This is a genomic window from Streptomyces sp. NPDC051563 (assembly GCF_044454225.1).
Classification (GTDB): domain Bacteria; phylum Actinomycetota; class Actinomycetes; order Streptomycetales; family Streptomycetaceae; genus Streptomyces.
In genome coordinates this window covers 115849-139565 of sequence record NZ_JBITDL010000018.1, presented here as the reverse complement: position 1 = coordinate 139565, position 23717 = coordinate 115849, and the positions used below count along the sequence as shown (strand labels likewise).

The 23717-nt window shown below is 73.6% G+C and carries 21 protein-coding genes and 1 tRNA gene; 12 read left to right on the top strand and 10 right to left on the bottom strand.

The annotated features are described in order from the left end of the window. The first annotated feature begins 4 nt into the window (after positions 1-4). Positions 5-394 (top strand): SHOCT domain-containing protein, encoded by a 390-nt coding sequence (locus tag ACIA8F_RS22540; protein WP_399381185.1) that lies wholly within the window; start codon positions 5-7, stop codon positions 392-394. Positions 395-487: 93 nt separating this feature from the next. Here ACIA8F_RS22540 and ACIA8F_RS22535 read toward each other — a convergent pair whose 3' ends face one another. Both ACIA8F_RS22535 and ACIA8F_RS22530 read right to left on the bottom strand, forming a co-directional pair. Then, positions 488-1150, bottom strand: a complete 663-nt coding sequence (locus ACIA8F_RS22535) for a sigma-70 family RNA polymerase sigma factor (protein ID WP_399381183.1) — start codon at positions 1148-1150, stop codon at positions 488-490. A gap of 256 nt (positions 1151-1406) precedes the next feature. After that, positions 1407-2144, bottom strand: a complete 738-nt coding sequence (locus ACIA8F_RS22530) for a hypothetical protein (RefSeq protein ID WP_399381182.1) — start codon at positions 2142-2144, stop codon at positions 1407-1409. Between the two features lie 256 nt (positions 2145-2400). Here ACIA8F_RS22530 and ACIA8F_RS22525 point away from each other — a divergent pair, with 256 nt between their 5' ends. Together ACIA8F_RS22525 and ACIA8F_RS22520 are read left to right on the top strand one after the other, a co-directional pair. Next, positions 2401-3597, top strand: a complete 1197-nt coding sequence (locus ACIA8F_RS22525; RefSeq protein WP_399381180.1) for an MFS transporter — start codon at positions 2401-2403, stop codon at positions 3595-3597. Beyond that, entirely contained in the window at positions 3594-4673 is a 1080-nt protein-coding gene (locus ACIA8F_RS22520) for a sugar ABC transporter permease (protein ID WP_399381178.1), read from the top strand. The genes ACIA8F_RS22525 and ACIA8F_RS22520 overlap by 4 nt, the downstream gene beginning before the upstream one ends. Before the next feature lie 56 nt (positions 4674-4729). Here ACIA8F_RS22520 and ACIA8F_RS22515 read toward each other — a convergent pair whose 3' ends face one another. Continuing rightward, positions 4730-5914 (bottom strand): acyl-CoA dehydrogenase family protein, encoded by a 1185-nt coding sequence (locus tag ACIA8F_RS22515; RefSeq protein WP_399381177.1) that lies wholly within the window; start codon positions 5912-5914, stop codon positions 4730-4732. Between the two features lie 160 nt (positions 5915-6074). On the opposite strand from ACIA8F_RS22515, the gene ACIA8F_RS22510 reads away from it, so the two are divergent. Both ACIA8F_RS22510 and ACIA8F_RS22505 read left to right on the top strand, forming a co-directional pair. After that, a complete protein-coding gene (locus ACIA8F_RS22510; protein WP_399381175.1) occupies positions 6075-8006 on the top strand; it encodes a CoA transferase in 1932 nt (643 codons plus the stop codon). Further along, positions 8003-9772: a class I adenylate-forming enzyme family protein gene (locus ACIA8F_RS22505; protein WP_399381173.1), complete on the top strand. Its 1770-nt coding sequence runs from the start codon at positions 8003-8005 to the stop codon at positions 9770-9772. The genes ACIA8F_RS22510 and ACIA8F_RS22505 overlap by 4 nt, the downstream gene beginning before the upstream one ends. Before the next feature lie 80 nt (positions 9773-9852). Here the strand turns inward: ACIA8F_RS22505 and ACIA8F_RS22500 are convergent, their stop codons facing one another. From ACIA8F_RS22500 to ACIA8F_RS22490, 3 genes are read right to left on the bottom strand one after another with little or no spacing between them, the layout of a single operon-like run. Next, positions 9853-10701 (bottom strand): ABC transporter substrate-binding protein, encoded by an 849-nt coding sequence (locus tag ACIA8F_RS22500; RefSeq protein ID WP_399381171.1) that lies wholly within the window; start codon positions 10699-10701, stop codon positions 9853-9855. Continuing rightward, entirely contained in the window at positions 10641-11546 is a 906-nt protein-coding gene (locus tag ACIA8F_RS22495) for a metal ABC transporter permease (RefSeq protein WP_399381170.1), read from the bottom strand. The genes ACIA8F_RS22500 and ACIA8F_RS22495 overlap by 61 nt, the downstream gene beginning before the upstream one ends. After that, on the bottom strand, positions 11543-12166 hold the full coding sequence (locus ACIA8F_RS22490; RefSeq protein WP_399381169.1) for a metal ABC transporter ATP-binding protein: 624 nt from the start codon (positions 12164-12166) through the stop codon (positions 11543-11545). Before ACIA8F_RS22490 ends, ACIA8F_RS22495 begins: the two co-directional genes overlap by 4 nt. 276 nt (positions 12167-12442) lie before the next feature. Between ACIA8F_RS22490 and ACIA8F_RS22485 the strand changes: the two genes are divergently transcribed. The 6 genes from ACIA8F_RS22485 to ACIA8F_RS22460 all read left to right on the top strand — a co-directional run bounded on the left by ACIA8F_RS22485 (position 12443) and on the right by ACIA8F_RS22460 (position 18724). Next, on the top strand, positions 12443-13924 hold the full coding sequence (locus ACIA8F_RS22485) for a vanadium-dependent haloperoxidase (RefSeq protein ID WP_399381167.1): 1482 nt from the start codon (positions 12443-12445) through the stop codon (positions 13922-13924). Between the two features lie 267 nt (positions 13925-14191). Next, entirely contained in the window at positions 14192-14743 is a 552-nt protein-coding gene (locus ACIA8F_RS22480; RefSeq protein WP_399381281.1) for a DM13 domain-containing protein, read from the top strand. A gap of 56 nt (positions 14744-14799) precedes the next feature. After that, positions 14800-15852 (top strand): PucR family transcriptional regulator, encoded by a 1053-nt coding sequence (locus ACIA8F_RS22475; protein ID WP_399381165.1) that lies wholly within the window; start codon positions 14800-14802, stop codon positions 15850-15852. A 187-nt stretch (positions 15853-16039) separates the two neighbouring features. Beyond that, the gene (locus tag ACIA8F_RS22470) at positions 16040-16549 is read left to right on the top strand and encodes a hypothetical protein (protein ID WP_399381164.1); all 510 of its coding nucleotides are present in this window, start codon (positions 16040-16042) and stop codon (positions 16547-16549) included. A 77-nt stretch (positions 16550-16626) separates the two neighbouring features. Next, on the top strand, positions 16627-18150 hold the full coding sequence (locus tag ACIA8F_RS22465; protein ID WP_399381162.1) for a flotillin family protein: 1524 nt from the start codon (positions 16627-16629) through the stop codon (positions 18148-18150). A 103-nt stretch (positions 18151-18253) separates the two neighbouring features. Beyond that, entirely contained in the window at positions 18254-18724 is a 471-nt protein-coding gene (locus ACIA8F_RS22460; protein WP_399381160.1) for an SRPBCC domain-containing protein, read from the top strand. A gap of 84 nt (positions 18725-18808) precedes the next feature. Here ACIA8F_RS22460 and ACIA8F_RS22455 read toward each other — a convergent pair. From ACIA8F_RS22455 to ACIA8F_RS22445, 3 genes are all read right to left on the bottom strand, one after another. After that, a tRNA-Pro gene (locus ACIA8F_RS22455) sits at positions 18809-18882 on the bottom strand. A gap of 40 nt (positions 18883-18922) precedes the next feature. Then, positions 18923-19624, bottom strand: coding sequence for a Pr6Pr family membrane protein (locus tag ACIA8F_RS22450; RefSeq protein WP_399381158.1), 702 nt, complete (start codon positions 19622-19624; stop codon positions 18923-18925). Positions 19625-19655: 31 nt separating this feature from the next. Then, entirely contained in the window at positions 19656-20594 is a 939-nt protein-coding gene (locus ACIA8F_RS22445) for a metallophosphoesterase (RefSeq protein ID WP_399381156.1), read from the bottom strand. 79 nt (positions 20595-20673) lie between these two features. Between ACIA8F_RS22445 and ACIA8F_RS22440 the strand changes: the two genes are divergently transcribed. After that, on the top strand, positions 20674-21135 hold the full coding sequence (locus tag ACIA8F_RS22440) for a GatB/YqeY domain-containing protein (RefSeq protein WP_399381154.1): 462 nt from the start codon (positions 20674-20676) through the stop codon (positions 21133-21135). A 162-nt stretch (positions 21136-21297) separates the two neighbouring features. Here ACIA8F_RS22440 and ACIA8F_RS22435 read toward each other — a convergent pair whose 3' ends face one another. Beyond that, the gene (locus ACIA8F_RS22435; protein ID WP_399381153.1) at positions 21298-23577 is read right to left on the bottom strand and encodes a transglycosylase domain-containing protein; all 2280 of its coding nucleotides are present in this window, start codon (positions 23575-23577) and stop codon (positions 21298-21300) included. Positions 23578-23717 lie beyond the last annotated feature (140 nt).

Here is a 23717-nt window from a genome sequence, read left to right as displayed (position 1 = left end):
AAGCGTGGACGACTATCCACTGCTCAACCTGTTCTGGACCATGCTCTGGCTCTTCCTGTGGGTCATGTGGTTCTTCCTGCTGTTCAAGGTGATCACTGACATCTTCAGGGATCACGACCTGCACGGCTGGGGCAAGGCCGGCTGGCTGATCCTGGTGCTCCTGCTGCCCTACATCGGCGTCCTCGTCTACCTGATCGTCCGCGGCAAGGGCATGAGCGGGCGCGATGTGAAGCAGGCGCAGGCCAACGAGAAGGCCTTCCAGGACTACGTCCAGAAGGCCGCCGGTCCGCGCAGCAGCCCTGCCGAGGAGCTCGCGAAGCTGTCCTCCCTCAAGGAGCAGGGCCACCTGACCCAGGAGGAATTCGACAAGGCCAAGGAGAAGCTCCTGGCCTGAGGGCAGCCCTCCCTGCCCGCCGAACGGGGGCCCGGCCGTGTTCTCGCGGTCGGGCCCCCGTTCGGGCGTTCCGGATCAGGCCGGCGTTCCGGATCAGGCCGCGGCCGGGTCCGTGTCCTCCAGGAGGTCGATCAGGGACGAGCGGGCCCGGGCCACTCTTGAGCGGACGGTGCCGATCGGGCAGCCGAGCATGAGCGCCGCCTCGGCGTACGGGAGGCCCATGAGCTGGGTGAGGACGAAGACCTCGCGGCGCTCGGCGGGGATCGCCGCCAAGAGCTCCGCGAGGGCGACACCGTCCTCGAAGCCGGGCACGTCGCGGGGCTGGCTCTGCTCGGCCGCGGTCTGCCAGTCGTCTCTGTCGGCGATCTTGGGGCGGGCCGCCTTGTGGCGCAGGCTGTCCACCACGGTGCGCCGCGCGATGGAGAGCAGCCAGGTGCGGGCGGAGGAACGGCCCTCGAAGCGGTGCAGGCTGCCCAGGGCGCGCAGGAAGGTCTCCTGGGTCAGGTCGTCGGCGGTCTGCGGGTCCGCGCTGAGGTAGGCGACGTAGCGGCGCACGTCGTGGTGCAGGGCGCGGACGAACTGGTCCACCGCCACGGGGTCGCCGTCGCGGGCGGCCAGCGCGAGGAGGGTGACCGCTTCGTCGGGGCCGGCCGCCCGGCGGGCGGGAGCGGGCGTGGGGGCCGGCGTGGGGAGAGCGGTGCGGGTGGTGCTCGTGGTGCGGGTGGTGTTCGGGCGCGTGAGCAGGGCAGCGGTCATCGCCTGGTGTCCTTCTGGGAATCCGGCCGGATGCGAGGCCGCGGCGCGGGCGTGCGGGCAGCGCCGTGCATGCGGTGACAGGAGTGACCTGAGGGACCGCAGCTGCGCGGCTGCCCCACTGCTTCGGCGCGTGGGCATCGCGAGGGCCGGGGAACGGGGAGTACGGCCTGCCGGACGGCATGACCGATGCCCGAGGCGCGGTACGAGTACGGGTACGGGTGTTCCGCCCGTGCGCGGCGCGTCGGGAAGCCGGCTGTCAGACGACAGCGATCCCGTGAGGTGGACCCCGTGAGGTGAGGGCGTCGGCGAGCAGCAGCCTGCGGGGCGTCCGGACCCGGTGGTTCCGGGTGGGGCGGACGCGGGGCCGGTGTGCGGGCGCGGGGAGCCGGAAGAACAGGCGCAGCGGTACGAGGAAGCGGGCGGCGACGGCGCGCAGGACGCGGAAGGCGCCGCGTTCGCCGTGGGCCAGCCAGAGACCGCAGAGCAGGGCGGCCAGGAGGTGGCCCGCGAGCATGCCCGTCGGCGACATCGAGCCCATGGCGTGGGCGCTCGGCATCGGGAGGCTCGTCGCGAGGGGGGCGGCGCCGTCGGCCATGCCGTGCATGCCGTGCATGGCGTGCGTGCCGTGTGGCCCGGGTGCTTCGGCCGCCGGTGGGGCGGCGCAGAGCAGGTACTGGATCCAGCGGCGGCCCAGGGAGGTCAAGGCCGAGGGACCGCCCGGTTCCTTGGGCCGTGCCGCGGTGGCCTGGGCCAGCGCGAATCCGCCGTGCAGGGCCGCCTGGACGCCGACGGTGGCGGAGACGACGGCCGCGAGGCCGCGCTCCCGCCCGGCCAGGATCCAGCCGGTCGCCGAGGTCCCGGCGAACGCCGCGGTCATGCCCCACCAGGGAACCGGGGTTCCCGACATGAGGACGTGCCCGAGCGACGAGAGCAGCACGCAGGTGGCCGCGAACATCGCGGCCCGTACGGCTCGGCAACATCGACCGGGTGTCATGGCGGGGCCATCGTTGCATCGGCCGGGCAGGGGCGACAGAGGGCATCAGGTTTTCTCATCGGCCGGAAATCGTGTCCGCGCCGGATGTGGTGCACGACACAACGGGGGCCGGGAACCCGGGTGTTGAGCCGTCCGACTCCTGTCCGGGGTCCAAGGGTCACGGTCCGAGTTTCAAGGCTGAGGGGCCGGAGCTGAGGGGCCAGGGCTGAAGGCCGAGGACCGGGGGCCGAGGGCGGGAAGCGAGGGGTGCGCGGTGGTGGACCGCAGTACGGCGGAGAGGGCGACGCCCGGAGGAGCGGTCGAGGGGGCGACGGGCGGGCTCACTGCGCTGCTCACCGGTGCCATGGCCTTCTCGATGCTCCAGCTCTTCCTGCTCGGCGCGCTCGGTCCGCGCCTGGTCGGGGAGTTGGGGGTGTCGCCGGCGCTGCTCGGCTGGACCACCACGGTCGGGTTCGGGACGGCGGCGGTGCTGTCGCCGCTCGGCGGGAGGCTCGTGGACCGGATCGGGCCGCGCCGTTCCCTCGTACTGCTGCTGTCGGTGTCCGCGGCGGCGCTCGCGCTGATCGGTGCCGCGCCCGGCCCCGGGTACCTGCTCGCTGCGGTGGCGTTGGGCGGGCTGCCCCAGGCCCTGGCCAATCCGGCCACCAACAAGGCGATCCTCGCCGCCGTGCCTCCCGGCCGCCGCGGGCCGGTGACCGGCATGAAGCAGTCGGGCGTGCAGCTCGGAGCCTTCGCCGCCGGGCTGCCGCTCACGGCGCTGGCCGGCGGGATCGGGTGGCGCGGGGCGGTGTGGACGGCGGCGGCCACCGCCGCGCTGGCGGCGGTGTGCGCGCTGCGCGCCCTGCCCGCGGACCCGCAGGCGGCCCCGGCCGGGGCCCGGGCCTCGCTCGTCCCGCGGGGTGACATCGCCTGGCTGGCGGTGTTCTCCCTGTTCCTGGGCTGCGGGATCGCCTCGGTCAACACCTATGTGGCCCTCTTCGGTGCGCAGCGGCTCGGTATGGGCCCCACCGCGGCCGGCGCGCTGGTCGCGGTGCTCGGGGTCGCGGGCATCGCCGGGCGGGTCGGCTGGTCCAGGGCGGCCCGGCCGGGGCGGGCCGAGTGGCTGCCGGGGGCCCTTGCGGCCGGGGCGGTGGGGGCGGCCGTCCTGCTGCTCGCGGCCCCGGGTGCGGGCGCGCTGGTGTGGGTGGCCGCGGTGGCCGTGGGGGTGTTCGCGGTATCGGCCAACGCCGTCTCGATGGTCCTGGTGATGCAGCGCTCCGCCCCCGGCCGGGCCGGCCAGGACTCCGCCCTCGTGGCCGCCGGCTTCTTCGCCGGCTTCGCCGTCGGCCCCCTCCTCTTCGGCCCCCTCGCGAATGCCGGCCACTACGGGACGGGCTGGCTGCTGGTGGCGGCCGAGTTCGGTGCGGCCGGCGCCGTCGGCGTGACTTGGGCGATGCGGGGGCGGGGACGTTGACGACGCGGACGGATCCGTGGGCGGAACGGGCCCTCGCGCGGCTCCTCGCGCAGGTGGCCGTCACGGCGTCCGCCATCGACGCGGAGCGCTTCCCGCTGTACGCGGATCCGGACACGGGGGAGTGGACGACGACCGGCCGCGGTTCCTGGGCCGGAGGCTTCTGGGCGGGCCTGCTGTGGCTGAGGGCCCGGCACACGGGAACCGCCGCCGACAGGGCCGCGGCCTCCGCCTGCACCGCGCGCCTGGCCGGCTGGGTGGACGCCGACACCTCCACGCGCGGGCTGATCCTCTGGTACGGAACGGCCCTGGCCGTCGAGGATCCCGGAGCGCGACAGCTGCGTTCCCGCGCGGCCGGAGCCTGCCTGTCGTCGATGGACGGGGAACTCGGGCTGCTGCCCTGGGGGTCGGCCTTCGGCGGTCCGCGACTGCTGGCCCGGGTGGACGGCCTGCCCGGCACGGTCTCCCTGCTCGCCACCGTCGGCCCGGCTGCCGCGGCATCGCACCTCCAGCGCCACCTGGCCCTGTGCCTGCCCGGCTCCGGGACGCAGGCCCGCCCCGCCCGTGACCTCGTACCGGCCTGGTCCTACGCGGCGGAGACGGGCTGGCGGGAGTGCGCGGAGCCGGCGCCGGGCTGGAGCAGGGGGCCGGCCTGGCTACTGCTCGCGCTGGCCGACGCACTGCACCGGCCCGCCGTGGCCGCGTGCCTGCCGGGCCGGCCTCGGGCACTGGCGGAACGCCTCGCCGACGTGTGGACCGGCCCGGGGACACCCCTCGTACCGCCTGCGGACGCGGCCCGCCCGGACGGCCCGCCGGACACCTCCGCCGCGGCCGTCACGGCCGTCGCCCTCCTGAAGCTGTCCCTGCTGCCCGGCCCCCGCGCCGCTTCGTACGCACAGCGCGCGGCGGAGATCCTGGAGCACCTGGTCGGCCGCCACTTCTCCGGGGGCCGGCTGCTGAACGGCTGCTACGACGCGGACAAGGGGGTCGCGGTCCGCCACGAACTGGTGTGGGGGGACTTCTTCCTGGCCCTGGGCCTGGCCGCCCTGACCGGGCGGGCGGACCTCCGCACGGTCTGATCCCCGGCCCCGAGGGGCTTGCGCGGCCCGCCCCGGCACGATCCGAAGGAGACGGCCTACCCCCCGTACCCGCGCAGTACCCTCCGAGCCACCCCGGTGATGTGGAGCTCGTCCGGGCCGTCCAGGATCCGGGCCGTGCGGCCCGTGCGGTAGAGGGCGGGGAGGGGGGTGTCGGGGCCGAGGCCGGCCGCGCCGTGGATCTGGATGGCCGCGTCGGCGACCTGCTGGAGCATGCGGGCGGCGGCCACCTTGGCGAGGCCCACCTCGACGTGGGCGTCGCGGCCGGCGCTGATCCCGGCCACCGCCTCGTGGACGAGGGGCCGGGTGGTGCGCAGGGCCAGGAGCGATTCGAAGACGTGGCTCTGTACGAGCTGGTGGCTTCCGAGGGGACCGCGGGAGCCGGTACGGGAGTTCACGCGTTCACACATGAGGTCGAACGCGCGCTGCGCCTGGCCGAGCCAGCGCAGGCAGCGCAGGGTGCGGCCCAGTTGCAGGCGTTCCGCGGCGATGGCGAGGGCCTGGCCGCGTTCGCCGAGGAGGTGGTCGGCGGCCACGGGGACCCGGTCGAACGCGATCTCCCACTGGCCGGACGCCCCCAGTACGGGGAGCTCCCGCACCACCCGGAATCCCGGCGCCGAGGTGGGGACGACGAGGAGGGAGAGCCCCGTGCGGTCTCCGGGTCGGCCGTCGGTGCGGGCCAGGACGGTGACCAGATCGGCCTCGGCGGCGTGCGAGGTGAACCACTTGCGGCCGCTCAGGATCCAGCTGCCGTCCGCCTGTTCCTCGGCGCGCGTCGCGGTGAGGTACGGGTCGGTGCCCGGGGTGTCCGGGTCGGTCATGGCGTAGCAGGCGCGCAGCTCGCCGGCGGTCAGCCGGCGCGGGTAGAGCGCGCGGATCCGGTCGCTGCCGTGCCGCCAGAGCATCGTCGCGTCCAGGAGCGGGGCCGATCCCAGTGCGGCCGGCCCGTGGTCGCTGGCGCCCTCGGCCTCGGCGAGGAGGGCGTAGCGCGCCAGGTCGAGTCCCTGGCCGCCCAGTTCCGCGGGGAGGGGGAGGGCCCAGAGGCCCGCCTCCTTCGCCGCGGCCCGCAGTCCGCGCAGGGCCTCCGCGGCGGCGGGGCCGCCCGCGTCGAGGACGGGTTCGAGGGGCGTGACGCGGGTCCGCACGAACTCCGTGACCCGGATCTTCAACTCCGCTGTCGTGGAAGCCGGTTCGGGTGCCGTGCCCTCCTCGTTCTGCGTCACGTGCTTCTCCATCACTTTCCTCCAGCCCGCCGGGAACCCGTGGGAACGGCAGTCCGACTGTCTTCCCGAGGAACTGGTCGGGCGGGCCCGCCCCTTGGTTCCCGCGTACGGGATCACCTGCGGCGCCGGCCGATCGCCGGGCCGGGAGAAGAGGAGAGGCATGGCGTCACCCGCCGTCACCCAGACCGCTCGGCCGCTCGACGGGCTGCGCTTCACCACCTCCGGACCGCCCGCGCTGGCCGACCCGGTGGCCGGGCACCTCAGGCTGCTCGGCGCCGCCGCGGACGCCGGGCCGGACGCCGGGCCGGACGCCGGGCCCGATGCAGGGCCGGACGCCGACGCCGGGCCCGATGCGGGGGGCGGCCCCGATACGGCCCGGGTCACCTTGACGGGCCTCCCCGGCTTCCCGGGCCTCCCGGGCTCCCCGGGCCTCCCCGGCAGCGCGGCCGCCACCATCGCCTGGGCTTCGCCGGAGGCGGCCCGCAGGGGCGTCACCGACGAGGCGACCGTGCAGGCCGCGACGGGGATCATGGCCGTGCACGGCCGCCGCGACGGCCTGCCGCGGGGGCTCGCCGTCGACTACGCCACCGCCGCGACGGCCGTCCTCACCACGCAGGGGCTGCTCGCCGCCCTGCTGGCCCGGGCCCGGGGGTGCGAGGGCGCCGCCGGGCCGTCGCACACGTACGTGGACCGGGCCGGGCTGCTTGTCGTGTCCCAGTACCTCGCCGCGAGCGGCGCCGACGAAGGCGAAGCCGCGGAACTCGCGCCCGGGGGTCCGCCCTTCACCGCGGCCGACGGCACGCTCTTCGAGCTGGAGACCCTGGATCCGGGTGCCTGGGCCGGGTTCTGGCGGGCCCTGGAGGCCCCGTCCGACGCGGTACGGGCCGGGTGGCGGCCCTTCCAGTTCCGGTACGCCACCGCGTGCGCGCCCTTCCCCGGAGCCCTGCACGCCACCGCCCGGGCCCACGGCTGGCAGCGGATCCGCGACGCGGCGGCCGCCTCGGGGGCCGAGGTCTGCCGGCTGCGGACCCTGGAGGAGCGCGCCGCCGAGGACGACGGAGCCGCCCCCTGGTCCCTGGCCCCGTACGGCCCCGGCGGCCGTGTCCGCACCGAGCAGGCGCCCTCCGCCCTGGCCCTGGCCCCCGCCCCGGCCACCGCCCCCGCCCCGGGCCCGCTCGCCGGGATGACCGTCCTGGAGGCCGGGCGCCGCGTCCAGGCGCCCCTCGCGGCCCATCTGCTGCGGCTGCTCGGCGCCGAGGTCGTCCGGATCGAGCCGCCGGGCGGTGACCCGCTGCGGGGCATGCCGCCCGCCTGTGCGGGGATCTCCGCCCGCTGGCTCGCCCTGAACCGGGGCAAGCACGCCGTGGAGATCGACATCAAGTCGCCCGCCGACCGGCTGCGGCTGACCGCGCTGGCGGCCGGAGCCGATGTGTTCCTCCACAACTGGGCGCCGGGGAAGGCCGCGGAGCTGGGCCTGGACTCCGCGGATCTCGCGCAGGTGAACCCCGCGCTCGTCTACGCGTACACCGGCGGCTGGGGCACGGGCCGGATCGCCGACCCGCCGATGGGCACGGACTTCATGGTCCAGGCCCGCACCGGCGTCGGCGAGGCCGCCCGCCCCGAGGGCGAGGTGCCCGCGCCCTCCCTGATGACCCTGCTCGACGTGATGGGCGGGCTGCTCGGCGCCGAAGCCGTCCTCGCGGGGCTGCTGCTGCGCGAGCACACCGGGCGGGGGGTCCGCGTGGACTCCTCGCTGCTCGGCGCCGCCGACCTGCTCACCGCTCCGGCCCTGGAGCGCGCCCGCAGCGGGGGGCGGAGCCGCCGGCCCGCGGGCTTCCGTACGCCCCTGCGCACCGCCGACGGGTGGATCGCCCCGGCCGACGCGGACGCCCGCGCGGCGGCGGCCGTCGTCCAGGGGCTCGGGGAACCGTCCACCGAGGACGCCCTGGGCGCACTGCGGGCGCGCGGGCTGGGCGCGACCGCCGTCACCACCGACCTTGCCGATCTGCACCACGACTCGCGCTTCTCCGGCTCGATCAGCCGGGACGCGCACGGTGCCCCCGCCGTTCCCGACCCCTGGAGCTTCGTATGACCGTCGCACTGCACGATCTGCTGCCCGTGGGCCTGCGCCGCTCGTGGGCGGTCGACGGAACCTGTCCCGACCTCGACCTCTACAGCCTCTTCCGGGCCCGCCAGATCGCCGACCTGCACCACACGGCGGTCATCGACGCCAAGGGAAAGCTCTGCTACACCGCGCTCGACCGCAAGGTGCGATGTCTGGCCACCGGCCTCGCGGAGCTCGGCGTACGGCCCGGCGACGTGGTCGGCGTGCAGCTCCCCAACGGACGCAACGCGGTCGTCGCCGACCTGGCCCTGGCCGCCATCGGAGCGGTGGCCCTGCCCTTCCCCGTGGGCCGGGGCGGCCAGGAGGCCCGCTGCCTGCTGCGCCGTGCCGAGGCCGTGGCGGTGATCGCCGCCGTGGAGCACCGGGGCCACCGGCACGCCGCCGACCTGCTCGCCCTGGTCCCCGAACTGCCCGCGCTGCGCCACGTCGTCGCGGTCGGCGGACCGGCGGGGACCGAGCCAGAAGGAACGATTCGCCTCGCGGAGCTGCTGCGCTCCGACCCGGTCGCCTTCGTCCCCGCCCGCCCCGACCCCGACAGCGCCGCCCGCATCCTGGTGTCCTCGGGCTCGGAGGCGGAGCCGAAGATGATCGCCTACTCCCACAACGCCCTCGCCGGCGGCCGCGGCAACTTCCTCGCCTCCCTGATGCCCGACGGAACCCCGCCGCGCTGCCTGTTCCTCGTCCCGCTCGCGTCCGCCTTCGGCTCCAGCGGCACCGCGGTCACCCTGGCCCGGCACGGCGGGACCCTGATCGTCCTCGACCACTTCACCCCGGAGGCGGCCCTCGCCGCGGTGCGCGAGCACCGGCCCACGCACGTCCTCGGGGTACCCACGATGATCCGCATGATGCTCGACCGCCTGGAGGCGGAGGCAGCCGCGGGAGAAGCGCAGCCGCTCCCCGCGCCCACCGCCCTGATCCTCGGCGGCGCCCCCCTCGACGAGACCACCGCCGAGAGCGCGAGCCGCGCCTTCGGCTGCCCGGTCGTCAACCTCTACGGTTCGGCCGACGGGGTCAACTGCCACACCGGACTGGGCGCCGCGGCCCCGGACCCCGAGGGCACGGGCGTCGCCGCCGGCCGCCCCGACCCCCGGGTCGCCGAGATCCGCATCACCGACACCGAGACGCACGAACGGCTCCCCGACGGCGCGATCGGGGAGATCATCGCGCGCGGCCCCATGACCCCCATGTGCTACGTCGCCTCCCCGGACCTGGACGCCCTGTACCGCACCCCCGAGGGCTGGGTCCGCACCGGCGACCTCGGCTTCATCGACGGGGACGGGGTCCTCCACGTCGTCGGCCGCCTCAAGGACATCGTCATCCGCGGCGGCTCCAACATCAGCCCCGCCGAGGTGGAACGGGAGCTCTCCTCCCACCCCCTCGTCCGCGACGTCGTCTGCGTCGGGGTCCCGGACGAGGTGATGGGCGAACGCCTCGCCGCCTGCGTCGTCCCGCGCGGCGCGCAGCTCCCCACCCTCGACTCCCTCGCCGGGCACCTCACCCTGCGCGGCCTCGACCGGCGCAAGCACCCCGAGCGCCTGCTGCTGACGGCGGAGCTCCCGCTCACCCCGGCCGGCAAACCCGACCGCGCGACGCTACGGGCCCGCCTCGCGGCCGCCTCCGCCGCCCAGGGGCCCGCCCCGCTCCTCCCCGAGCCCGCCACCCCGGCCCGTACGGAGCCCGCCGGGCCGAGCACTGGCCTCGCCGCCCAGGCCCCGGCCGGGGTCGGCGCGTAGCCGAGGGCGGGGCGGCCCTCGGTGGACCGCCCCGCCCTCGCGCCGTACCGGGGGCGCGCGGCCCCCCGCCGTACCGTCGCCTACCCCGCGGACCCGCCCACCTTGCCCATGGCCTTCTTCAGCTCGGCGCCCGCGTTGCGGTAGACCGGCAGCAGGTCCAGGTCGGTCCCCGGGTAGTTGACGATCTCCACCTGGTGCGCGCCGGAGTCCGGCAGCACGGTCCCGGTCGACATGTGCGCGTTGTCCAGGACCAGCGCCGGCTTCTTCGCCGACAGCTCGGCCAGCTGCGCCGGGGTCACCGCCTCGGGGCCGTAGGTGCCCACCGTGGTGGCGCCCGCCAGCTTCGCGGACCAGGCGGTGAAGACCTGGCTCACCACCGCCGGGCTCGTGCCGCCGGGCCAGGCGGCCCGGACGTCCTTCGTGACCCGCCCGTACTCGGCGTCGAAGTCCGCGGTCCACTTCGCGGCGGCCGCCTGGGTGCCGAACAGCGCGCCCAGCCGGGTGACTTCGGCCTTGACCTTGTCGGCGTCGTTGTCGAGGGCGACCTCCACCAGCTTCGCCTTCGACCCGGCGGCGTCCTTGATCTTCGCGGCGTACGGCTCGAACGGCGCGTAGAGCACGAAGTCGGCCCCGGCGACGGCGGCGAGGTCGGAGGGCTTGGGGTCGTAGTCCGGGGCGTGGTGCACGGACTGCGGCACGATCACCTTGACGTCCTGCGCACCCGCGGCCTTGGCGAAGGCGCCCTCCCAGGTGGTGGTCACGACGACGTGCACCGCGGACGGCGCGGCGCCCCCGGTGGAGGCGGAGGCGCCGCCGCCACCGCTCCCGCCCTCGGTTCCGCAGCCGGCCACCAGGGCCAGTGCCGAACTCAGTGCGAGGAGGAAGGTGATGCGGGCCGAGCTGCTGCGGACGCGGGTTCGCGGCGCCATGAGCGGATTCTCCGTTCGGGTACGAGGTGCACCGCGAGGACGAGCGCCCCCGCGGTCAGGACGAGGACGGGCCCGGGGGGCCAGTCCAGCCGGAGGGCGACGAGGAAACCGGTCAGGTTCACGAAGACGCCGATGCCCACCGCCCACCCGGTGATCGATTTCAGCGAGGTGCCCAGCCGGCGCGCGGCCAGGGCGGGCAGCAGGGTGAGCGCGTCGACCAGCAGGGCGCCGGTGAGCTTGATGGCCCCGGCGACCGCCACCGCGACGAGGACCAGCAGGACCGTGGTCAGTGCCCGCACCGGCACGCCCGAGCACTGTGCGAGCTCACGGTCGTACAGCAGCAGGGCCACCTCGCGCCGCCGCCACCAGAACAGGCCGGGCACGAGGACGGCCAGCACGCCCAGCACCACGAGGTCCGCGCCGCCGACGGACAGGATCGAACCCCACAGCAGCGCGAACGCGCCCGAGGCGTTCACCCCGGAGACCGCGAGGAGCAGCAGCGCGGCCGCGATCGCCAGGCTCATCAGCAGCCCCATCGCCCCCGACAGCCCGTCCGGGGTCCGGGCCAGCGGCGAGACCCCGGCTCCGGCCAGGGCGCAGGCCACCAGCGCGCACAGCATGGGGTCCAGTCCGGTGAGCAGTCCGACGGCGATGCCCAGCAGCGCGACGTGCATCATCGCGAAGCGCACCGGCATGATGTCCAGCCCGACGATGACCACACCGATCACGGGCAGTCCGACGGCGGCGAGCAGCAGGGCGAAGCCCGCCCGCTGTACGGGGGCCAGTTGCAGCAGGGTGCCGAGGTCCGCGCTCGCGAGGGAGGCGGCCGCGAGGGTGGCGCTCACCGGACCTCCCGCAGGTGTCCGGCGGCCATCTCCAGGACCCGGTCGCAGCGTTCAGCGAGCGCCCGGTCGTGCGTGACGACGACGAGCGTCACGGGCAGCGCGGCCAGCACGTCGGCGGCCTCGTCCTGCCCGGCGAAGTCCAGGGCGGCGGTCGGCTCGTCGGCGAGCAGCACACCGGCCCCCGCAGCCACGCAGCCGATCGCCCGGGCCAGGTACATCCGCTGCAACTGCCCGCCGGACAGGGTGTGCAGCGGCCGTGCGGTCAGCGGCCCCACCCCCAGCCGGCCGGCGGCCTCGGCGGCCGCGCGCGGATCCCCGCTGCTGGCGAGGAGTTCGCCGCCCAGGAGCGGGAAGCGTCCGGCGGCGGGCTTCTGCGGGATCCACGCGCACGCCCGCCGCCGCCAGACCGGATCGCCCGTACGGCCGCCGACCAGGATCTTTCCGCTGACCTGCGGGTGCAGTCCGAGGACGGCGCGCAACAGGGTGGTCTTGCCCGATCCGTTCGTACCGGTCAGCGCGACGCGCTCCCCGGCGGCGATCTCCAGGTCGACGCCGGTCACGGCCTCGACCCGCCCGTGCCGGCAGCCCACCCCCTCCATCCGCACGTCCAGCCCGCCCATTCCACGCCCTTCCGCTGTCACCGGCCGTTTCTCCGCATGGAGTTGGTCGGACGGAAGGGGCCCGCAGTTCCGGCGATCCGCGATCCGCGATCCGCGATCCGCGATCCGTGATCCGGGCGCAGGGCTGTGATGGGTTCGCGCCGTCCAGCCGGGCGGGACCGGCCATTCCGCGTGGGCGCTCCAATTTCTACAAGAACCCGCGCCCGCTTCGGGACACGATCGCGCCGCCACCTCCCGTGGTGATCAACACGCCTGTGATCAAAGGGAGTCGAGCCCATGCACGAGACCGTCCGCACGCCTGACCGCACCGCTCGCCGGATCCTGCGCGGCGCCACCCGGCGCAGGGTGCTCCTGCACCGCGCCCTGGCGAGCGCCGTCGTCCTGGCCGCGACCGGAACCGTCCTCGCCGCCGCCCCGCAGCCCGCCCATGCCGCGCTGCCGGCGCAGTCGATATCCGACCCCGTGCACTACTGGAACGACGTGCTGCAGAACGTCTTCCGCCGGGTCGGCGGCGGGCCCGTTCCGCTGGCCCGCTCCGCCGCGATGATGAATGCGGCGATCTACGACGCGGAGTCCTCGTACCAGCTGAAGTGGAAGGGCAGAATCACCTCGGAGCCGTACATCAAGGCGGAGAACTACGTGGGCTGGGTCGAGGGCCCCGACGAGGAGGAGCGGGTCATCGGCCGCACGGCCTACAACATCCTCCTCGGCCTCTACGGCAACAAGCAGAGCCGCTACGCCGATCAGACGCAGTACCTCGACGCGCGCTTCCGCGAGCGGTTCGGCACCGAGCCCACCGCCGGCGACTTCCTCGACCTCTCCGTGGTCGGCGCGATGGTCAAGCAGATGACCGACGCCCGCACCGGCGACGGCTCCGACAACCCCCAGGTCTACGTGGGGGACAACAAGCCGGGCGCCTGGCGCCCGACGAGCTACCCGGACATGCCCGACGCCTCCTGCGACGAGGACAGCGACGCGGTCAGCCCGTTCTACGGCCAGGTCAAGCCGTTCTCGCTGACCTCCGGCTCCCAGTTCCGCCCCACCACCCTGACCCAGTACGGCTCGTACGAGGCCCTGGTGGCGAGCGACGAGTACAAGCGGCAGGTTGACGCGGTCCGCACGGCCGGCGCTGACAAGCCCACGGCGGCCACCCCGGTGATCAGCCGGACCCCGGACCAGCTCGCCGCCGCCTGGTTCTGGGCCAACGACAACAACGGCACCTACAAGCCGCCGGGCCAGATGCTCCAGGCCACCCGCGATATCGCCAAGGCCCGCGGCCTCGGGGTCTACGCCAACGCCCGGCTCTTCGCCCTGGTCTCCCTCGCCATGGCCGACACCGGAATCGCGGTCCGCGACGCCAAGTTCGCCACCCCCATCGACCTGTGGCGGCCCGTCTCGGCGATCCGCGAGGGTGGCCTCGACCCCCAGTGGAAGCCGCTGCTGAAGAGCCCGACGGGCGTCAACGTCAGCCCCTGCTTCCCCGCGTACGTCTCCGGCCACGCCTCCTTCGGCGCCGCCTGGGCCGGGGTGATGAAGCGCTACTTCGGCAGCGACGCCATCTCCTTCGACCTCACCACCGACGAACCGCAGGCCCCGGTCAAGACCCGCCACTTCACCAGCTTCAGCGCCGCCGCCAAGGAGGACGCCGACAGCCGCATCTGGCTCGGCGTCCACTACCCGTGGGACGCCGCGGACGGCCTCGTCCTCGGTGACAAGGTCGCGGGCCAGGTCTTCACCACCAAGCTCCGCACCCTCTGAGCCGACTGACCGGCCGCCCCACGGGCCCGACCTGACGGGCCCGGCTCGACGGGCAAGGCCCCACCCGGCCGGATGACGTAAGCCTTTCGTCATCCGGCCGGGCCTGGTCCCGCCCCGCGCCCGCGCGTTGAATACCCGGGACGGCCGGAAGACCCGGGGCCGGACGGCCGCACGCGAGGAAGGGCCCGACGAGTGACACAGAACCCGGCGCGAGACGAGCCGCGGAACCAGCCGCAGCACCCGCCGAGGAAGCGGGGCGCACGCAGGATCCTGACCGTCCTCGCCCTCCCGGCGGCCCTCCTGCTGGGCCTCGGCCTGTACTGGTTCCAGCCGTGGAAGCTCTGGCAGGACGCCACGGTCCACGAGTCCCTCCCGGCGGCGCCGCCCGCCACGGCCCCCACCGCCCCCGGGCCCGCGCCGACCCTCCCGCCCACCGCCCCGGCGGCCCCCGCGGCCCCCGCGGCCCCGCGGACCCTAGCCCAGGGCTCGCTGATCAGCCACGAGCACACCACCACCGGCACCGCGAAGCTCATCCGGCTCCCGGACGGCTCCCTCACCCTGCGCCTGGAGGGGCTCGACACCAGCAACGGCCCGGACCTGCGGGTCTGGCTGACGGACGCGCCCGTGAAGGAGGGCACGGAGGGCTGGCGGGTCTTCGACGACGGCAAGTACCTCAGCCTGGGCAAGCTCAAGGGCAACAAGGGCGACCAGAACTACCCGCTCCCCGCCGACGTGAATCCCTCCGACTACGGCAGCGTCACCATCTGGTGCGACCGCTTCGACGTCTCCTTCGGCGCGGCGGCGCTCACGGCCGTGTGACCCTTGTCCCCGTACCAAGGGCGCGCCGCGGGCGCGGGCAGGATCGGGGGCAGGGCGTGGCAGGACCGCAAGCACCGGAGGACCACCTCCCGGGATACGCCGACCTGCTGGTGGACGCCTGTGCCACGGGACGCCGGCTGACCCGCGCCGAGCTGGAGTCGCGCCGTGCGGAGGGCGAGCGGGCGGCGGAGGCCGGACAGCCGCTCCGCGCACTGATACGCCACCACCTGGCCGCGGCGCAGCTCGTACGGCCGCTCCCCCCGTCCGCCCTGCTCCTGGCGGCCGTCGAGCAGGCGGTCGACGCCTTCGTCGAGGGGTACGAGCGCGCCCAGCACCACGCCGTCCGTCAGGAGGAGGCGGCCCGCCGGGAGTTCATCGACGACCTCCTCTACGGCGGCAGCGACCTGGGCCGGCTCGCGGAGCGCGCCGAGCGCTTCGGGCTGCGCCTCTCGCAGTCGCACGGCGTCGCCGTGGCCACCGGCCCCGAACCGTACGGTGACGGCTTCCCGGTGGCGCGCGGGATCGAGTCGGCGGTCCTCGCCCGGTTCCCCGGCCGGCAGGTGCTGCTGAGCACGAAGGACGGCCGCCTGGTCTGCGTGGCCCCCGGGGACCAGCCCGAGGTCCTGGCGTACTTCGCGAAGCGGGCACACGCGGCCACCGACGGCGGCCGGGTCGGGATCGGCCGCTCGCACCCGGGCCCGGGCGGGGTCGTCCACTCCTACGAGGAGGCCCTCAACGCCCTCGACCTGGCCCGGCGGATGGACCTGGAGGGCCCGGTGCTCCACGCCGTCGACCTCCTCGTCTTCCCGGTCCTGACCCGGGACCGGCAGGCCATGGCCGATCTCGTCGAGAGCACCCTCGGCCCGCTGCGCGCCTCCCGCGGCGGCGCGCAGCCGCTCCTCGACACGCTCACCGCGTACTTCGACAGCGGCTGCGTCTCCACGGAGGCGGCCCGGCGGCTCTCGCTCAGCGTGCGCGCGCTGACGTACCGGCTGGAGCGCATCCACACCCTCACCCGCGCCGACCCGGCCGACCCGCTGAACCGCTACACGCTCCAGACCGCGGTGATCGGCGCCCGCCTGCTGGGCTGGCCGGGCGACGGCGCCTGATCCGGGCGCCCGTACGGTGAAGGCCCGCCGTGCAAGCGTGCGCTGAAGCGGCGCTCTGAAGACATGCCCTGAAGCCGTGCGTCAAAGAGGCGTCAAGATTGCCGACGGCAGGCAATGTGCGAAGCACCCCTCCGCTGACACGATGCCGGTGTCCGGCACGAACGTCACACGGGCGGGGAGGTGCTCCATGGGCTTGTTTCTTGGTCTCGGCATTGCGGGGATCGTGCTGCTGGCCCTCTCCCTGATCCTCGACGGCGTGCTGGAAGGCCTCTTCGACGGTGCGCTCGGCGGACTGTTCGACGGCTGGCTGTCGCTTCCGGTGCTCGCGGGCTTCGTCTCGATGCTCGGGTTCACGGGAGCGATCGTGCTCGGGACCACCGGGTGCGGGCCGGGTCCGGCGACCGCCGCGGGCGCCCTCGCGGGAGCCGGCGCGGGCTGGGCGACGTACCGCCTGAGCCGCGCCCTGATGCGGGACCGCAGCGGGGCCGCCCCGCACCACGACTCCCTCGTCGGCTCGACCGGGACCGTGGTCACCGCGATCCCGCTCTCCGGCTACGGCGAGGTGCTCCTGCGCCTGGCCGGCCAGCCCGTGAAGTACGCGGCGACCGCCGAGGGCCCACTGGCCCGCGGCGCGGAGGTGTGGGTGACGGCGGCTCCGTCGTCCAGCTCCGTCAGCGTCCGCCCCGTAGAGCACTGAGGCCTCACCACCACTTACCACTCACCACTCACCACCATCACCGATCTGCTCCCACGGGGAGGCAGGGGGGATCCGCCATGAGTCCAGTCGTCACCGCGGTCGTCGGAGTCGCCGTGCTCCTCGTCCTGCTCGCCCTGGTCGTCGTCACGCGCTACAAGGTCGCCGGGCCCAGCGAGGCGTTCATCATCACCGGCCGGCGCGGCAAGAGGTCCACCGACCCGGAGACCGGCCGGATATCCACCGACACCACCGGCCAGAAGGTCGTGGTCGGCGGCGGGGTCTTCGTCGTCCCCTTCGTGCAGCAGCGCTACACCCTCGACCTCTCCAGCCGGCACATCCCCATCGCCGTCCGCGGTGCGGTCACCCTGCGCGGCATCAAGGCCAACCTCGAAGGCGTCGCGATCGTCAAGGTCGGCGGCAACGAGGACGCCATCAGGGCCGCCGCCCAGCGGTTCCTCCAGCAGCAGGACGGCATCGTCGGCTTCACCCAGGAGGTCCTCTCCGGAGCCCTGCGCGCCATCGTGGGCCGCATGTCGGTGGAGGACATCATCCGTGACCGCGCCGCCTTCGCGGGGCAGGTCGCCGAGGAGGCGGAGGCCAGCCTGTCCGGGCAGGGCCTGGTCCTGGACGCCTTCCAGATCCAGGACATCACCACCGAGGGCTCCTACCTCGAAGACCTCGGCCGCCCCGAAGCCGCCCGCGCCAAGCAGGAGGCCGACATAGCGGAGGCCAACTCCCGCCGGGCGGCCGAGCAGGCCCGGCTGAAGGCGGAGGAGGAGATCGCGGTCGCCGAGCGCACCCTCTACCTGCGCAAGGCGGAGATCAAGGCCGAGACCGACGCGGCGGCCGCCCAGGCCAACGCCGCCGGTCCGCTCGCCGAGGCCGACCGCCAGCAGCAGATCCTCGGCGAGCAGGAGAAGGTGGCCGAGCGCCAGGCCGCCCTGACCGACCGCCAGCTCGACACGCAGGTCCGCAAGCCCGCCGACGCCCGCCGCTACGAGGCCGAGCAGGAGGCGGAGGCCAAGCGGGTGGCCCGGGTCAAGCAGGCCGAGGCCGAGCGCCTCGCGGCCATCGCCGCCGCCCAGGGCGAGGCGGAGCGCGCCCGTCTCACCGGTGAGGGCGAGAAGCAGCGCCGTTCCGCCCTGGCCGAGGCCGAGGCCATCGAGGGCGCCAAGCGGGGCGAGGCCGAGCGGGCCCGCCGTGCCGCGATCGCGGAGGCCGTGCGGCTGGAGGGCGACGCGGAGGCCGCCGCCATCCTGGCCCGGGGTTCCGCCGAGGCGGAGGCGATGCAGAAGAAGGCGGAGGCCTTCGAGACGTACGGTGACGCGGCGATGATCCAGATGATGGTCGAGGCGCTGCCGCAGGTGGTCGCCAAGGCCGCCGAGCCGCTGTCCGCCATCGACAAGATGACCGTCATCTCCACCGACGGCGCGAGCAGGCTCTCCCGTACGGTCACCGACAACGTCGCCCAGGGCATGGAGCTCCTGAGCTCCACCACGGGCGTCGACCTGGCCGAACTCCTCAAGGGCCTCACCACCCCGAAGGACTCCCAGACCCCGGCGGCTCCCGCCCTCAACGGAAAGATAGAGATCACCGGCTGACCCCGGGGCCGCGTTCGGCCGCAGCCGGCCACCATCGGCAACCGCCCACCGGCATCGGCCGAGCCGCCGCCCCGCCACCCCGTCGTCGCGGGAGACTGGTCCCATGACCACTCCCGCGACCCCGATGGACACCGTCACGCTGGAGCGCCGCATCGCGGCCCGCCCCGAAACCGTCTTCGGCCTCCTCACCGACCGGGAGAAGCAGCCGTCCTGGATGGGCGACGCCGACGCAACGTTCTCCTTCCAGCCCGGCGGCGCGTACCGCACCCGGGTCACCGGCGAGAACGTGGCGTCCGGCCGCTTCCTGACGGTCGACCCGCCCGAGCGGCTCGTCTTCACCTGGGGCTGGGAGGGAGCCGGCACGCCCCTGGCACCCGGCTCCACCCGGGTGGAGATCACCCTCGAACCCACCCCCGCGGGCACCCTGCTCCACCTGATCCACAGCGGCCTGCCCACCACGGAGGCGTGCGAGGCCCACGCGGAGCTCTGGCAGCACTACATCGACCGCCTCACCCTGCACGCCGAAGGCGGCAACCCCGTCCCGGACCCGTGGATGCGCCCCCCGACGGACTGACGGACGCAAGGAGAACGATCTCCACAAACGCAGGAAGGGCCTGACCCGCGATGCGGATCAAGCCCTTGACCTGGTCTTACGAAGTCGGGGTGGCGGGATTTGAACCCACGACCTCTTCGTCCCGAACGAAGCGCGCTGCCAAGCTGCGCTACACCCCGATGTCCACCCTTGCAGCGCTTGCTGCCCTGGCGACATCGATTACTTTAGCGGACCCTCGGCCGGAGACGAAATCCGGTTTTCGCGGGCCGGTCGGTACGGGCGGTAGCGGTCCGCCAGGACCAGGGCCAGGCCGACGGCGTAGAAGACGAGGCCCAGGACGACCGCGTTCAGGGCGACCCGGGCGTAGCCGTACTGGGCGGCGTCGATGAAGGGGTACGTGTACCGGGTCGGGACGTCGGGGGAGAGCAGGGCGCCGCGGATCAGCGCGAAGACCACGTAGAGCAGGGGGTACGCCAGCCACTGCGCGGCGTAGCGCGGGCGCAGGGTGCGGGGGGCGGTCAGGAGGAGGAAGTCCAGGACGGCGCCGATGGGGGTGACCGTGTGGAGGAGCTGGTTGGAGACGGCCTTCGCCCCGGACAGCTTGTCCAGGTCCTCGACCACGTTGAAGGGGCTCGACGGGTTGGCCAGGACCAGGTGGAAGACCAGCCCGGTGATCAGGATGAAGAGGAGCACCCCGCCCCGCCAGAAGGGGGCCACGTCCGGTTCGCGGCGCGCCAGGCGGTAGGCGGAGAGCCCGAAGGTGATCGCGACCAGGATGTTCGTCCAGATCGTGAAGAAGCTCAGGACGACGGGCACGCTCCCGTACGCGCAATCGATGACCAGGCCGGTGACGGCCGCGGCTGCGATCAGCGCACGGAAGGCGACGGTCGGGAGGCGGAGGGCGCCGGGTGTGATCATCATCCTGCCAACGTACCCGCGCGCCCGCCCGTCCCTAGGCCTTCGGAGTCAGTGTCAGCAGTGTCGCCTCGGGCGGGCATGCGAAGCGCACCGGGGTGAAGCGGTTGGTCCCGCAGCCCGCCGATACGTGGAGGTACGCGCGCTGCCCCTCCGCCTCGTGCGTCGAGAGGCCCTTCACCCGCTTGGTGTCCAGGTCGCAGTTGGTGACGAGGGCCCCGTAGAAGGGGATGCACAGCTGGCCGCCGTGCGTGTGGCCGGCCAGGATCAGCGGGTACCGGTCGGCGGTGAAGGCTTCGAGGACGCGCAGGTACGGGGCGTGGACGACGGCCATCGAGAAGTCCGCGTCCGCCTCCGGTCCGCCCGCGACCTTCGCGTACCGGTCGCGCTTGATGTGCGGGTCGTCCAGGCCGGTGAAGGCCAGCTCCAGTCCGTCGAGCTTGAGCCGGCCCCGGGTGTTGGTGAGGTTGAGCCAGCCGGCCGCGTCGAAGGCGTCCCGCATGCCCTCCCACGGGTTGTGTACGGCCCCGACGACCGGCGCGTTGCCGTTCAGCCCGTGCCTGCCCTGCGTCTTCTCCAGCAGGTAGCGGCCGGGATTGCGCAGCCGCGGGCCGTAGTAGTCGTTCGAGCCGAAGACGTACACGCCGGGGAAGTCCATCAACGGGCCGAGCGCGTCGAGCACTTCCGGCACGCCCTCCGTATCGGAGAGGTTGTCGCCCGTGTTCACCACGAAGTCGGGGCGCAGCCCGGCGAGCGACTGCAGCCAGGCGCGCTTCTTGCGCTGCCCGCCGACCATGTGGATGTCCGAGACCTGCAGGACGCGCAACGGGCGCATCCCTCGGGGCAGCACGGGGACCGTGACCCGGCGCAGGCGGAAGGACCGGGCTTCGAAACCGGCGGCATAGGCCAGACCGGCGGCCCCCGCCGCGGCGATCCCGGCGGTGACCTTCAGAGGTACTCCGTAACGCGCACGCATGCCCATATGTTCGCAGACCCGGCAAGCCCGCCGGGAAACCGGCGGGCGCCGGAGCCCCCGTACCTGGCAGACTCGGGGCATGACCACGCTCAAGGCCAAGCTCCAGGAAGACCTCACCACCGCCATCCGCGCGCGCAACGAGCTCGCCTCGTCCACGCTGCGCCTGACCCTCTCCGCCATCACCAACCAGGAGGTCGCGGGCAAGGAAGCCCGGGTGCTCTCCGACGAGGAAGTCCTCAAGGTGATCGCCAAGGAGGCGAAGAAGCGCCGCGAGGCCGCGGATGCCTTCGCGCAGGGTGGCCGTCCCGAGCAGGCCGCGCGGGAGACCGCCGAGGGCGAGTTCCTCGACACCTACCTGCCCAAGCAGCTCGGCGAGGCCGAGCTCGACGCGATCGTGGCGCAGGCCGTCGAGGAGGCCCGTGCGGCGGGCGCCGAGGGGCCGCGGGCCATGGGCGCCGTGATGAAGATCGTGAACCCGAAGGTCGCGGGTCTGGCGGAGGGCGGGCGCGTCGCCGCCGCCGTCAAGAAGCACCTGTCCTAGTACGGGTTCCCCGTACGGGGTGCCGCGTATGGGGTGCCGCGTATGGAGTTCCCCGTACGGGATTCCTTGTACGGGGTTCCCCTCAGGGAACGCCGAGGGCCCCCGCCCGATCCGGATGCGGATCTGGTGGGGGCCCTCCGTCGTTCGGTGCGGTTACGGCGCCTAGTCGCGGCCGCCGATGATCCCCGGCGGGAGCGAGATCCCGCTGAGCGGGTCGTCCCCGCCCGTGCCGCCGTTGTTCCCGCCCGTGTTCCCGCCGGTGGGTCCGGCGGCGGTGCCCCCGCCGGGCCGGCCGTCGCCGGGCTTGCCGTCGCGGCCCGGCTTGCCGGGCTTGTTGGGCTTGCCGCTGCTGGGCTTGCCGCCGGCCGCCGGGCTCGGGGTGTCGGGGATGTTCACCGTGGTGAAGCCCGGGGCCTCGCGGCCGGAGAGGGCGCCGGAGACGGCCTGCTTCCAGATCGGGCCGGGCAGGCCACCGCCGAAGACCTTGTCGTAGTACTGGCCGCCGATGGTGATGTTCTCCATCGACACCTGCTTGGCGCCGCCGGAGCCGACCCAGGTCGCGCCGGACATGTTCGGGGTGTAGCCGACGAACCAGGCGTTGTAACGGCTGTCGGTGGTACCCGTCTTGCCCGCGCTCTGCCGGTCGGTCAGACCCGACTGCTGGCCCGTACCGGAGTCGACCACGCCGAGCAGCAGCGTGTTGATGGTGTCGGCGGTCCGCTCGGTCATCGCGCGGCCGCACTTGGACTTCGGGACCGTCAGCGCCTTGCCGTGCGAGTCGGTGATGGACTCGATGGCGACCGGGGTGCAGTACACGCCGCGGTTGGCGAAGGTGGCGTAGGCGTTGGCCATCGTCAGCGGGGACATGCCCTGACTGCCGAGCGCGATGGCGGGGACCTCGGGGAGCTTGGCGCCGTCGGCCTGGATCACGCCGAGCTTGGCGGTCATCTCGGTGACGGGGCACAGGCCGATCTCGGAGATCATCTCCACGAAGTAGGTGTTGACCGACTTGGCCATCGCCTCCTTCATCCCGTACGGGCCGACCTCGGACTCGGTCTCGTTCTCCACCTTCGCGTTGCCGGTGTTGACCCAGGGCTTGTCGCCGCAGGTCCGTACCGGGCTCGGGTAGTCCATGTCGTACGGGGACTGGTACATCTTCGTCGGCGGCAGGCCGCCTTCGATGGCCGCGGCCGCGACGAAGGCCTTGAAGGTGGAGCCGGTCGGGAAGCCGAAGTTCGAGCCGCCCATCTTCTTGTCCACCGAGAAGTTGATCTGGGTCTCGTTCTTGCCGAAGCCGTACGGCTTGGACTGGCCCATGGCGAGGACCCGGCCGGTGCCGGGCTGGACGAGGGTGACGGCCGTCGCGACCTTGTCGTCCTGGTCCACGTGGTCCTTGATGGAGTCGTTGACGGACTCCTGCGACTGCGGGTCCAGGGTCGTGCGGACCGTCAGGCCGCCCTGGTTCCAGACCTTCGCCCGCTCCTCGCGGGTCTTTCCGAAGGCGGTGTCGTCGAGGAAGCTGTTGCGCACGTAGTCGCAGAAGAAGCCCGCGCCCTTGACGGCGGTGATGCAGCCGTTCTTCGGCTTGGTCACCTTCAGCTGGAGCGGCTTCGCCTTCGCCGCGTCCGCCTCGGCCTGCGAAATATCCTTTATGTCGGCCATTCGCTGGATGACGATGTTGCGGCGCTTCGTCGCCTCCTGCGAGTCGTTCACCGGGTCGTACCGGCTCGGCGACTGCACCACGCCGGCCAGCATCGCCGACTCGTCCAGGGTCAGGTCCTTGGCGGGCTTGCTGAAGTAGCGCTGGGCGGCGGATTCGATTCCGTACGCCTGCTGCCCGAAGTAGGTGATGTTGAGGTAGTTCTCGAGGATCTTCTTCTTCCCGAGCTCCTCCTCGACCTGGATCGAGTACTTCAGCTCGCGGATCTTGCGGCCGAGGCTCTTCTCCTGCGCCTCGCGCACCTTCGTCTCGTCGTCGCCGGCCTCTTCGACGAAGACGTTCTTCACGTACTGCTGCGTCAGCGTCGAGGCGCCCTGCGCCGCGCCGCCCTCCTGGGCATTGCGGTTGACCGCACGCAGGATGCCCTTGAGGTCGATCGCCCCGTGCTCGTAGAAGCGGGAGTCCTCGATGGCGACGATGGCCTTCTGCATGTACGGGGAGATGGCCGTGATGGGGACCACCTGCCGGTCACGTGAATAGACCGTGGCGATCAAGCCACCCTCGGAGTCCAGGATCGTGGTGCGCTGGCTCAACGGAGGTGTCTTGAGATTGGCCGGGATCTCATCGAACCCCTCGACCGTGCCCTTGGCCGCGAGCCCTAGGGCGCCTGCGCCCGGGATCGCGATGCCCGCAAGTACAACTCCGGAGAGAACGGACACACCGAGGAACTTGGCGGCCTGCTGTGGCCCCGTGAGCCCGCCGCCCGAGCGCTTCTTTCCCATGGAGGGCAGCCTACGTTCTCATTCGCCGGACACACGCGAATGCCTTGGCCTAAGCTGTCCTCAACTGTCACAGCAGTGCGGTGGGACATCAACCCCTCGGCTTGTTTTTCACCCTTCCCGAATGGGGTGGACGCATGTCC